Origin of the sequence: Martinezella calliandrae, from assembly GCF_030272695.1 — a bacterium.
Lineage (GTDB): Bacteria > Pseudomonadota > Alphaproteobacteria > Rhizobiales > Rhizobiaceae > Rhizobium > Rhizobium calliandrae.
Window position 1 is genome coordinate 14406 of sequence record NZ_JARFYN010000041.1, and the last position, 11873, is coordinate 26278.

The window sequence follows — 11873 nt, forward strand, 5'->3', positions numbered from 1 at the left end:
GCGCATCCCGGCATCTAATGGAAAGGACCGGAAAAACCCAGCGACCGGACGAAGATAGTAATCAGCCGTTGCCAGCCAGCAAGCGCTTGGCAGCCGCCCTCGCCTCTTCGGTCACCGACGCGCCTGCGAGCATGCGGGCGATCTCCTCCGTGCGGTCCTTCGGTTCCATTGTGGCAACCCGCGTGGAGATCTTTTCTGAATTATCCGCAACCGGCCCCTTGGAGATCAGTAGATGGGTTGCTGCGCGCGCGGCGACCTGCGGCGCATGGGTGACGGAAAGCACCTGCACGCGCTCCGAGAGGCGCTTCAGCCGCTGGCCGATGGCGTCGGCCACCGCACCGCCGACACCCGTGTCGATTTCGTCGAAGACCAAGGTCGGAGCCGAACCTCGATCGGCGAGTGCTACCTTCAGCGCCAGCAGAAAACGCGACAACTCGCCACCGGAAGCCACCTTCATGATCGGCCCCGGCCGCGTCCCCGGATTGGTCTGCACATGGAATTCGACGACATCGATGCCTTCGGCTGTCGCTTCGTCGGCATCGGTGGTGATCTCCACCATGAAGCGCGCCCGCTCCAGTTTCAGCGCCGGCAGCTCAGCCATGACCGCGGCGGCAAGCGCCACGCCGGCGTGACGACGCTTATCCGAGAGGCTGCGCGCGGCGGCATCGTAATCAGCCTTGGCAATAGCGAGCTCGGCATCCAGACGCGTCAGCCTTTCTTCACCGGCGTCGAGATCGACGAGGTCGGCGTTCATCGTCCGAGCCAGCGCCGGCAAGCCGGTGACCGGGACGGAATATTTGCGTGAGGCGGCGCGCAGCGCAAACAGCCGCTCCTCGACACGCTCCAATTCTCTCGGATCATATTCCGTTTTGCGCAGCGCCGCCTCGACTTCCATCTGCGCATTGGAGAGCTGATCCAACGCGGCGTCGAGTAGGGCTACAGTGTCTTCCAGCAAGCCTGGCGCCTCATGGCTCTTGCGCTCCAATCGGCGAACCAGGGAAGCGATATGCGGCACAGGCGAGGCGTTACCGTTCAGGAACTCCGAGGCCTCGGAGATGTCGCCGGCAATGCGCTGCGCCTTCATCATCCGCGAGCGACGTTCTGCGAGGTCGTCCTCTTCTCCGTCTTGCGGGGACAATTTTTCCAGCTCCTCCACCGAGGCCCGGAGATAGTCAGCTTCTCGCGCGGCGTTCTCCACCTGCTCGCGCTGTTTCTTCAGCGTCCGCTCAGTATCGCGCCAGATCTTGTAAAGCCGTCCAACAGATTGGGTTTCCTCGGCAATGCCGGCGAAGGCATCGAGCAGCATGCGATGTGCATCGGTATCGACGAGCGCGCGGTCGTCATGCTGTCCGTGAATTTCAACGAGAAGCTGCCCCACCTGGCGCATCAATTGAACGCTGAGCGGCTGGTCGTTGACAAAAGCCTTGGTGCGGCCGTCGGAGGACTGGGTGCGGCGGAAGATGAGGTCGCCATCGTCATCGATGCCATTTTCGCGCAGAAGCTTACGGGCAGCATGCTGCATGCCCACATCGAAAACTGCTGTGACCTGGCCACGATCCTCGCCATGACGCACGAGACCGCCATCGCCGCGCCCGCCGAGAGCTAACGAAAGACTGTCAAGCAGGATGGATTTGCCCGCGCCCGTCTCGCCGGTTAGGACCGAAAGACCGGTTTCAAAGGCAAGATCCAGCCGCTCGATCAGAACGATATCGCGGATCGAAAGCTGGACCAGCATGTGCGCTTAATCTCACGTCCCAAGAAGAAGTTTCTTGCCCGCTCTCGAAATCCAGGAGCCTTCGTTTTCATTCGGCGAAAGGTTACCGGTCTTCAGAAGCTTATAGGAATCTGCATACCAGCGGCTGTCCGGATAGTTGTGGCCGAGAACGGCAGCTGCCGTCTGCGCCTCCTGAACGATGCCCATGGCGTAGTAGGCTTCAACCAAGCGCGCCAGCGCCTCTTCGATCTGATTCGTCGTCGGATATTGCTCGACGACAATACGGAAGCGGGCGATGGCTGCAAGGTAATCCTTACGCTCGAGATAGTAGCGCCCGATCTGCATTTCCTTGCCGGCGAGCTGGTCGCGGGCAAAACGAATCTTGGTCTGAGCGTCGCTGACATATTGCGAGTTCGGATAGTTGTTGACGACCTTCGACATCGCGTCGATCGTCTGCTGCGCGGCGCGCTGATCCTGGGTTACGTCGACGATCTGCTTGGCATAGGACGAACCGACGAGATACTGAACGTAGGCGGCATCTTCGGAGCCGGGATACTGCTTGAGATAGCTGTTGCCCGTCTGGACGGCCTCATCGTAGGCGCCGGTGCGATATTTGACGAAGGTGCTCATCACCAGCGCCTTGCGTGCCCATTCGGAGAAGGGCTGCTGCTGGTTGATGGCGTCGAACTTCTTGCCGGCTTCGGTCATATTGCCGGCTTTGATGTTGGCTAGGCCCTGATTGTAGAGGGTTTCCGGTGGATCGGTCTCGACGCCGAGCTTGGTGATGTCGATATCCTTGTCCGTATTGCAACCCGTTACCACCGCACCGGTACCGGCCAGGAGAAGCGAGACGAGCAAAGCCCGTGTTGTAATCTTCATGCTTTCAGACCCTGCAAAACCCATCGGATGACTGTCCCACTAGCCGTTGTTGCGGAAACGGCGTTCTTTCGCTGGCGTTTCTAGCCGCAAAAGCACCATCAGAGCAACGCAATGATGATGCATTAACGCATTTTTGTGGCAAAGACTGCGCGAATGCAGGCTTTGACCGCTGTATTGACAAGAGATTTCGCTTGCAGCCTGCTCTAATGCGACGCTCAGCACCCGCCTTGAAGCACCGTTAGCGAATCTCCTGTCAAAAAAAGAGCCGCCCCCTTTCGGGGGCGGCCACTTAGCCACCTGGGTTCCTGGAGGTCATGCAGACCAGGGGGCGAATTCGGGAGCGCTGACGGCAACGAATTCGCGGCTATGCGCACGCTGCCGCGGTGCGGAAGTCTCAACGACATCGTAGGCAGACGGATCGCTCAACAGAGCCTTCAACGCATTGGCATTCATGCGGTGACCGCCGCGATAGGAGCGGTAGCAGCCGATGAACTGTGCGCCCGCCAGCGCCAGATCGCCAACGGCATCCAGTGTCTTGTGGCGGACGAATTCGTCCTTGGCGTAACGCAACCCCTCGACATTGATCACCGTGTTGTCGTCGGAGATGACGACGGAATTTTCCAGCGAAGAGCCAAGCGCGTGCCCGGAAGCCCAGAGACGTTCGACATCACGCATGAAGCCAAAGGTGCGAGCGCGCGCCAGCTCGGTCTTGAACGTCTTGGCAGTCAGATCGCCTTCCCACTTCTGCCGGCCGATCAGAGGGCTTTCAAAGTCGATCTCGACTTCGAAGCGCGTTCCGTCATAGGGGCGGAATTCGCACCAGGAGCCGCCAGCGTCGATTCGCACAGGCTTGGTGACGCGGATGTAACGGCGCTTAACGCCGAGCGAAACGATACCGACCTGCTCGATTGCTTCGATAAAGGGATAAGCGCTGCCGTCCATGATCGGCATTTCCGCGCCGGATACTTCGACGATGACATTGTCCAGGCCGATCGCGTAGATCGCCGCCATGACGTGCTCGACGGTAGCGACGGAGCGCGCCGGCGAGAAGCCGAGAACCGTGCAGAGATCGGTATTGCCCACCTGCGAGGAAACTGCGCGCAGTTCGGTCACGTCGCCGTTGTCGTGCATGCGCTGGAAGATCACACCCGCACCGGCTTCAGCCGGATAGAGCGTGATCGACACATTGGCGCCGGAGTGAACGCCGATACCCGAAAGTGTTACAGGGTTCGCAATGGTGGTTTGAAAACCCAGCAATCCGATTGCCATATAAATTCTGCCTTCGTCTATCTGTCCCAGAACAGGCGGTCATCTTCGGACCCTTGCCCTCCCTGCTGGTTCAGTCTGTTTTCTACTCTGCGAATTCACATGCAACAGTTGTTGAATGTGATTCCACAGGTTCGCTTGCTACTTACATACGCGCCAGGGCATCGCATTCCAAATCACTGTTTCTTTCGCTTTGTTACGAAAGCAGACAATTGAATTTGCTGCGTTATTTTAGAATTAAAGACAGGCCGAAAATAAAGAAATCCGGGGCCGATGAGCCCCGGATTCTTTGAACATGGTTAGTATCCTATTAATAGGATGATCTAAATGAGATCAGTTCGACTGGCGGCGCAGGAACGCCGGGATTTCGAGCTGGTCGTCTTCTTGGTTCGCCATCCGCGCCTGCGGAACTTGACGGCCCTGCTCATCGAGCTGGCCACGACGCGGTGCGTAGAGGCTAGCTTCCGGCGACAGCGGACGGCGCTGCTGCGACGCGGCGTTCGGAGCCGAAGCCGTCATGTCGTTGAAAGCCGGATCCTCATCGCGACGACCGAGCGAATTGGTGATTCGCTTCAGCAGCCCCATCGGACCGCGCTCTTCCGAAGCCTGTGCGGCAACCGGCTGAGCACGATGCTCCATTTCGGCCTTAACGACCGGCGGGAAATCCTCGACCTTCGGCATGCGGATCTGCTCAGGCGCCTGCCGGATGATCGGCTCCTGCCGGACCGGCTGCTGCATCTGCGCGGGGGCCGGCTGATGTTGCATCACCGGCTGCTGGTGCATGACCGGAGCCGGCTGATGCTGAACCGGAGCCTGACGCATCGGCTGTGCCTCGGGTGCGCCTGCGAAAATGCGGCTCTGCGGACGGAAGGTCTCTTCCTGAGCGACGGGCTGCTGCTGCATGGCCGGCTGCTGCTGGCGGGCGATCTGGAATTCCAGCTCACGCTCCATTTCGGCTTCCGACATACGGATGGTCTGGGCGATCGGATCGACGGCGGCCTTCGGTGCCTGCGCGACATGGGCAGGCTGAGCTGCGGCCGCTGCCGGAGCAACGGCCGCGGAGGGACGGACAGCCGGCTTTGCGACCGGACGGAATTCCATCGCCTTGTCGGCGGCTTCGTTCATTGCGCGATCGATGCCGGTTGCAACAACGGACACGCGGATGATGCCTTCCAGCGATTCGTCGAAGGTGGCGCCGAGGATGATGTTGGCGTCCGGATCGACTTCTTCGCGAATGCGGGTCGCAGCTTCGTCGACTTCGAACAGGGTAAGGTCGCGCCCGCCGGTGATCGAGATCAGCAGGCCCTGCGCACCCTTCATCGAGGTTTCGTCGAGCAGCGGGTTGGCTATAGCAGCTTCAGCAGCCTGCATTGCACGGCCCTGGCCGGAAGCCTCGCCCGTACCCATCATAGCGCGGCCCATTTCGCGCATGACCGAACGGACGTCGGCGAAGTCGAGGTTGATCAGACCTTCCTTCACCATCAGATCGGTGATGCAGGCAACGCCCGAATAGAGAACCTGGTCGGCCATCGAGAAGGCGTCTGCGAAGGTCGTCTTGTCGTTGGCGATACGGAACAGGTTCTGGTTCGGAATGACGATCAGCGTGTCGACCGACTTCTGCAGCTCCTGGATGCCCATTTCGGCGAGCCGCATGCGGCGACCGCCTTCGAAATGGAACGGCTTGGTAACAACGCCGACGGTCAGGATGCCCTTGTTGCGAGCGGCCTGTGCGACGACCGGCGCAGCACCCGTGCCCGTGCCGCCGCCCATGCCGGCGGTGACGAAGCACATGTGGGTACCGTTCAGGTGATCGATGATCTCGTCGATGCACTCTTCAGCGGCTGCGCGACCGACTTCCGGCTGCGAGCCGGCGCCGAGGCCTTCCGTGACATTGACGCCGAGCTGGATGATCCGCTCCGCCTTCGTCATCGTCAAAGCCTGTGCGTCCGTATTGGCGACGACGAAATCGACGCCCTGCAAGCCTGCCGTGATCATGTTGTTGACGGCATTGCCGCCACCACCACCGACACCGAACACGGTGATCCGCGGCTTCAGCTCGGTGATATCTGGCTTATGCAGCTTGATAGTCATGGTACCCGTTCCTTCTCTTTATGGCCGCATCGCCACGCCGGCCAATTCACTATATTTCACTCGCCTGACCCCTGCCCGGAAAGCGCTTGCCGCGATCCGGGATCAGGCACTCAGAAACTCTCCTTCAGCCATTGGCCAACGCGGCCGATGCGGCTGTTGTTACCCCCAAGCGACGAGAGCAGGCCGCTGCCCGTCGCATGTGTCTCCATGTCCGCAACCTGCGGATAGATCATCAGTCCGACCGCCGTTGAAAAGGCGGGCCCCTTGGCTGCCGTCGGCAAGCCGGACACGCCCATCGGGCGGCCGATACGCACGTTGCGGGCAAGGATGCGCCGCGCCACGTCCGGCAGGCCGGTCAACTGGCTTGCGCCACCCGTCAAAACCACGCGCTTGCCGACGATCGGGCTGAAACCCGAGCGCTGGATGCGATCACGAATGAGCTCCAGCGTTTCCTCTATGCGAGCCTTGACGATGCGCGACACAAGCGCCCTCGGCACCTGGGTCGGCTGGTCGCGTTCGTCCTCGCCGATCGGCGGGATGGAAATCAGCTCGCGCTCTTCCGAGGAATTGGCGAGCGCGGACGCATGGACTACCTTCAGGCGCTCGGCATCCTCGATGCGGGTCGAAAGACCGCGGGCCAAGTCCGTGGTCACGTGATGACCGCCAAGGCTAACGGCGTCTGTGTGCACAAGCTTGCCTTCGGCAAAGACCGAGATCGTCGTCGTGCCGCCGCCCATATCGATCGCGGCGCAGCCGAGTTCGACTTCGTCGTCGACGAGAGCGGCAAGACCGCTGGCATAGGGTGTCGCAACCATACCTTCGACGGAGAGATGCGCACGATTGATGCAGAGCTCGAGATTGCGAAGGGCTGCGCGCTCCGCGGTGACCACATGCATGTCGACGCCGAGCGAGTCGCCGAACATGGCAAGCGGATCGCGAATGCCGCGCTCACCGTCAAGCGAGTAACCGGTCGCGAGCGAGTGCAGCACGGCCCGATCCTGGCGCAACGATTGCTGGCAGGCGGCGGCGAGCACCTTCTTCAGATCGTTGGCCTCGACTTCCTGACCGCCCAGATCGATCGTGGCCGTGTAGATGTCGCTGCCGAGACGGCCCGCGGAAACATTGACGATCAGGCTGTCGACGGTAAGGCCAGCCATGCGCTCGGCGGCATCGACCGAGAGACGAACGACGTTTTCCAATGCGTCGAGGTCGGCGATCACACCGGTCTTGATGCCACGTGAACGCTGATGGCCGATGCCAATGATCTCGATATTATGCGTGCGGTTCGGCAAAACCTGGCTTTCTTCGCGCGGCGTCAGCCGGCCGATCATGCAGACGACCTTCGTCGAACCGATGTCGAGGACCGATACGATGTGCGACCGCTTGGATGACAGCGGCTTTAGGCGCGGCAGACCGAAATGGGACGAACTGAATAAGCTCATGTATCCTGCCCTGCTTTCTTCAAAGCCTTGGTTCTTGCATCCAACGCCGCCTGGCGGCGAAGCGCTGCATCCGGTGTCAATTCAATAGCGGTACGGTCATCGAGGCGAAGATCGACGGCGGCGACATCGCGCTGCAGCAGGTTCTCGTCCTTGTCGAGCTTGGTAAGCCGTGCGAGCGCGCCATCAATGTTGTTTTCCGGCAATTTGATGATCACGCCATTGTCGAGATAGAGATCCCAACGGCGACCGGCGACACGCACATACGCCTTCACACGGCCGCGAACATCCGGCCAGTTGGCAAACTCGTCATCGATCGACGCTGCTGCAGTTTCGGCATCACGGCCGACGAACAGCGGCAGCTTGGCGAATTTGTTGTCGCGCAGCGGCGCAATGACGCTGCCATCCTTCTCAATCAGCGACAGTTCCGCGCCGTGCTGCCAGATGGCATAGGCCTTGCGCTCCGTAAGCTTCACCTCGACCGTCTTCGGATAGACCTTGCGGACTTCGACGTTTTGCACCCAGGGCAGGCTCGCGATCTTCTGGCGAGCCGCATCGGCATCGAGCGCCACAAGCGACGTGGTGCCATCAAGACCGAGAAGCTGCAGGATTTCGATTTCTGAGGTCTGATCATTGCCCGAGACTTTCACGTCTTCGATGGCAAAGCCAGCAGCCGTTGTCGTTGCCTGCGCCACGTCCTGGGTATGACCGCCGATTGACATGCCATAGAGGCCCGTCGCAGCCAGGAGGGCGAGAGCGCAAACCGTGCCTGTGTGAGCCGGAATGTTGACGCGCCCGGAGCCGAGGCTCACCAGGAAACGCACGATACGACGCATTGGCCGCGGCAGCACGAACGCATCCTCGACATCGTCGATCGCGAGCGGGACGCGGTGGCGGGACCGCCTCATATATTTGACCGTCAGCGCAAACAAGACGCGTCCTCCACCATCCACCGGAGAAATTCGCCAAAGGAGTAGCCGGCATGAGCGGCCATTTCAGGCACCAACGAGGTAGGCGTCATGCCGGGCTGGGTGTTGATTTCCAACCAGATAAGCTCGCCCTCTTCGGAAAAGCGATCGTCATAACGGAAGTCAGATCGACTGACGCCACGGCAGCCGATAGCTTGATGCGCCCTTAACGCTAATATTTGTATCTTTTGGTAAAGATTCGGTGAAATTTTAGCAGGGATGACGTGTTTTGATCCGCCCTCTGCATATTTGGAATCGTAGTCGTAGAAGCTATGCCCCTGCGGCACGATCTCGGTTACGCCGAGCGCCTTATCGCCCATGACGCCGCACGTCAGCTCTCGGCCATGGATATAACGCTCGACCATCACCTCGTCGCCATAGCGCCACTCTGAAGAGGCGATGATCTGTGGCGGATGCGCCTGACCTTCCTTGACGATCACGACACCGAAGCTCGAACCTTCCCGCACCGGCTTCACCACGTAGGGCGGCCGCATCGGGTGCTCGCCGAGAATGGCAAAACGGCTCATCACACGCGAATCAGCCACTGGAATGCCGGCGCCATCGGCCACCTTCTTGGCACGCGACTTGTCCATCGCGAGCGCCGACGCAAGCACGCCGGAATGAGTGTAGGGGATCTCGAGGTATTCAAGGATACCCTGGATGGTGCCGTCTTCGCCGAAAGGTCCGTGCAGAGCATTGAAAACGACATCCGGCTTCAGATCGGCAAGGCGCTGGGACACGTCGCGGCCCGCGTCAATGCGCGTGACTTGGAAACCCTCGGACTCCAGAGCATTGGCGCATGCTTTTCCCGAAGACAGGCTAACCGGCCTCTCCGAGGAAAATCCGCCCATAAGGACAGCCACATGCTTGCCACCCATCAATACCCCCATTTCACCCAGTTCGATCGACGCCTCTGGACCGCTAAGCAACGATTCTCGCTACGTCTTTTGCGGCTCCATTAGAACTACATTAAGGTTAATGAAGCGTTTACTTTCGTTAACTTCCGACGGCTTTCACCGACATCGGTTTCTTCGAATCAAATCGGCTTGAAGAATTCTGCCATTGGAATCAGAGAGTTGCTACTTTTGAATATCGATCTTTAGAAATTTTTAAACAAATGGGCCCGCGCCGGGGTGTTCGGTGCGGGCCTTCCTAAGGCTATTTCGACCCTCAATCAGTCGCGATCGCCGAGAAGTTTCCAAACGAGGCCACCAAGTGCAGCACCGACGATCGGGGCCACCCAGAACAGCCATAACTGCTGCAGCGCCCACCCCCCGACGAACAATGCCTGGCCGGTGGAGCGGGCCGGATTGACCGACGTATTGGTGATCGGGATCGAAATCAGGTGGATAAGCGTCAGCGCGAGGCCGATGGCGATCGGCGCGAACCCAGCCGGTACCCTCGCGCTGGTCGAACCGAGAATCACGATCAGGAAAAACAGCGTCAGCACGATTTCGGCAATCAGTGCCGATACCATCGAATAGCCGCCTGGCGAATGCTCGCCGTAGCCGTTGGCGGCAAAATTGCCAAGTTGGAAATCAGCCTTGCCGCTGGCGATCAGGTAAAGCACCGCCGCGGCGGCGATTGCGCCTGCGACCTGGGCAATGACGTAGAAAATGAGCTGCGAAGCGGGCAAGCGACCCGCAACCGTCAGACCGACTGAAACAGCCGGATTGAAATGGCCGCCCGACACACCCCCGACCGCAAAGGCCATGGTGAGCACCGTCAACCCGAACGCGAAAGCAACACCTAGAAAACCGATACCGAGGTTCGGGAACGCTGCCGCAAAGATTGCACTGCCGCAGCCACCGAACACGAGCCAGAATGTTCCAAGAAATTCTGCAATAAGTTTTTTCTGCATAAAAGCTTCTCCTCAGCCCTCAACCAGAGCGGTAGTCAGCCATTTATGAAAAAAAGATTCCGGTCAAGGTTCGCCGGACAAACGCCCTTCAAAACAGCAAACGTTCGCTCAATCGCTCTCCAATCGATCGCTCTCCAGTCGACGAATGCGGCAACAGATTAGCACGCATTTATTGCTTTCTTGCGTTTCGAACGTTTGCGCCGAACGAAAATTGCGCTAAGGACACGCGTTACCCGCTAAGTTAACCTTGGCAAATTCTAAATCGGTAGGACCATGACTGACGCGATATCACCCTTATCGCCGACCCCCTCGTCATCGAACAGCGTCGTTGCGAATTCCCCGGCACGTGTTCTGATCGCGAGCCTTATCGGCACAACGATTGAATTTTTCGACTTCTACATTTATGCGACGGCGGCGGTTATCGTCTTCCCGAAGCTGTTTTTCCCCGCAAGCGACCCAACGTCGGCAACACTGCAGTCGTTCGCGACCTTCTCCATCGCCTTCTTCGCGCGACCGATCGGCGCGATGATCTTCGGCCATTTCGGCGACAGGATCGGCCGCAAGGCGACGCTGGTAGCCGCCCTGATGACCATGGGCCTTTCGACGGTCGTGATCGGCCTGCTTCCCGGCTATGATTCGATCGGCATTCTCGCACCATTGCTGCTGGCGCTCTGCCGTCTCGGCCAGGGCCTTGGCCTCGGCGGCGAATGGGGCGGCGCGGTGCTGCTCGCCACGGAAAACGCACCCGAAGGCAAGCGCACCTGGTACGCCATGTTCCCGCAACTTGGCGCGCCCATCGGCTTCATCCTGTCGGCGGGTCTCTTCCTGATCCTGCGTGAAAGCATGACCGATGCCGACTTCCTGATTTATGGCTGGCGTATTCCGTTCCTCATCAGCCTGGCGCTAGTTGCGATTGGCCTCTACGTGCGTTTGAAGATCACCGAAACGCCGGAATTCCGGCGCGCGATCGAAAAAGAGGAGCGCGTTTCCGTTCCAATCGCGGTTATCTTCGGCTCGCATCTGCGCAGCCTTATCCTCGGAACGATCATCGCCGTTGCAACCTTCGTGCTGTTCTATTTGATGACCGCGTTCACGCTGAGCTGGGGCACCCGGTCGCTTACGGCCGTCCCCCCGGGTCTAGGCTTTTCGCAGGGCCAGTTCCTGGTCGTCCAGCTCGTCGGCGTGGTCTTCTTCGGTCTGACGATCCCCCTTTCCGGTCTGCTGTCGGATCGCTATTCGCGCCGGCTCGTTCTGATCCTGACGACGATCGCCATCCTGATTTTCGGTCTTTACTATTCGACGCTCTTGACCGCGGGTCTTGCCGGCGCGTTCGCTTGCTCGATCATCGGCCTAGGCTTGATGGGCTTCACTTATGGTCCGATCGGCGCAGCACTTTCCGCTCCGTTCCCGACTGCCGTGCGCTACACCGGTGCCTCGATGACCTTCAACCTCGGCGGCATCGTCGGGGCCTCGCTGGCTCCCTATATCGCCACCTGGCTCGCATCGAACTACGGGCTCGTCTATGTCGGCTACTATCTGGCGCTGGCCGCCGCTCTCTCGCTGATTGGCATTCTGCTGTCGGGCAACGACGAAGTTTGAGGACTTCCCCATAACCAATTGAAAAGGCCGGGTGAAAACCCGGCCTTTTTGTTGAG

At 59.7% G+C, this 11873-nt stretch carries 9 protein-coding genes; 1 reads left to right on the plus strand and 8 read right to left on the minus strand.

All coding sequences use genetic code 11. The annotated features are described in order from the left end of the window. Positions 1-61 precede the first annotated feature (61 nt). The 8 genes from recN to aqpZ all read right to left on the minus strand — a co-directional run bounded on the left by recN (position 62) and on the right by aqpZ (position 10218). Positions 62-1735, minus strand: coding sequence for a DNA repair protein RecN (gene recN / locus PY650_RS25475; RefSeq protein ID WP_285882368.1), 1674 nt, complete (start codon positions 1733-1735; stop codon positions 62-64). A 12-nt stretch (positions 1736-1747) separates the two neighbouring features. Next, positions 1748-2617 (minus strand): outer membrane protein assembly factor BamD, encoded by an 870-nt coding sequence (locus PY650_RS25480; RefSeq protein ID WP_285882369.1) that lies wholly within the window; start codon positions 2615-2617, stop codon positions 1748-1750. Positions 2618-2905: 288 nt separating this feature from the next. After that, entirely contained in the window at positions 2906-3862 is a 957-nt protein-coding gene (gene lpxC, locus PY650_RS25485) for a UDP-3-O-acyl-N-acetylglucosamine deacetylase (RefSeq protein WP_285882370.1), read from the minus strand. Positions 3863-4192: 330 nt separating this feature from the next. Further along, complete coding sequence (ftsZ, locus tag PY650_RS25490) at positions 4193-5950, minus strand: cell division protein FtsZ (protein ID WP_285882371.1); 1758 nt, start codon at positions 5948-5950, stop codon at positions 4193-4195. Positions 5951-6060: 110 nt separating this feature from the next. After that, positions 6061-7392, minus strand: a complete 1332-nt coding sequence (gene ftsA, locus PY650_RS25495; protein WP_285882372.1) for a cell division protein FtsA — start codon at positions 7390-7392, stop codon at positions 6061-6063. Continuing rightward, positions 7389-8321 carry a cell division protein FtsQ/DivIB gene (locus PY650_RS25500; protein WP_432761580.1) on the minus strand — a complete coding sequence of 311 codons (933 nt, stop codon included), beginning with the start codon at positions 8319-8321 and terminating at the stop codon, positions 7389-7391. The genes ftsA and PY650_RS25500 overlap by 4 nt, the downstream gene beginning before the upstream one ends. Beyond that, positions 8309-9235 carry a D-alanine--D-alanine ligase gene (locus PY650_RS25505; protein ID WP_285882403.1) on the minus strand — a complete coding sequence of 309 codons (927 nt, stop codon included), beginning with the start codon at positions 9233-9235 and terminating at the stop codon, positions 8309-8311. Before PY650_RS25505 ends, PY650_RS25500 begins: the two co-directional genes overlap by 13 nt. 296 nt (positions 9236-9531) lie before the next feature. Next, positions 9532-10218 (minus strand): aquaporin Z, encoded by a 687-nt coding sequence (gene aqpZ, locus PY650_RS25510; protein ID WP_285882373.1) that lies wholly within the window; start codon positions 10216-10218, stop codon positions 9532-9534. 273 nt (positions 10219-10491) lie between these two features. On the opposite strand from aqpZ, the gene PY650_RS25515 reads away from it, so the two are divergent. Beyond that, positions 10492-11817 carry an MFS transporter gene (locus PY650_RS25515; protein ID WP_285882374.1) on the plus strand — a complete coding sequence of 442 codons (1326 nt, stop codon included), beginning with the start codon at positions 10492-10494 and terminating at the stop codon, positions 11815-11817. Positions 11818-11873 lie beyond the last annotated feature (56 nt).

What these genes read in the sequence shown, in the direction of transcription:
- PY650_RS25515 (WP_285882374.1), top strand. Translation starts at nt 10,492, where the DNA reads ATGACTGACGCGATATCACCCTTATCGCCGACCCCCTCGTCATCGAAC.
- recN (WP_285882368.1), bottom strand. Translation starts at nt 1,735, where the DNA reads ATGCTGGTCCAGCTTTCGATCCGCGATATCGTTCTGATCGAGCGGCTG.
- PY650_RS25480 (WP_285882369.1), bottom strand. Translation starts at nt 2,617, where the DNA reads ATGGGTTTTGCAGGGTCTGAAAGCATGAAGATTACAACACGGGCTTTG.
- PY650_RS25505 (WP_285882403.1), bottom strand. Translation starts at nt 9,235, where the DNA reads ATGGGTGGCAAGCATGTGGCTGTCCTTATGGGCGGATTTTCCTCGGAG.
- ftsA (WP_285882372.1), bottom strand. Translation starts at nt 7,392, where the DNA reads ATGAGCTTATTCAGTTCGTCCCATTTCGGTCTGCCGCGCCTAAAGCCG.
- ftsZ (WP_285882371.1), bottom strand. Translation starts at nt 5,950, where the DNA reads ATGACTATCAAGCTGCATAAGCCAGATATCACCGAGCTGAAGCCGCGG.
- aqpZ (WP_285882373.1), bottom strand. Translation starts at nt 10,218, where the DNA reads ATGCAGAAAAAACTTATTGCAGAATTTCTTGGAACATTCTGGCTCGTG.
- lpxC (WP_285882370.1), bottom strand. Translation starts at nt 3,862, where the DNA reads ATGGCAATCGGATTGCTGGGTTTTCAAACCACCATTGCGAACCCTGTA.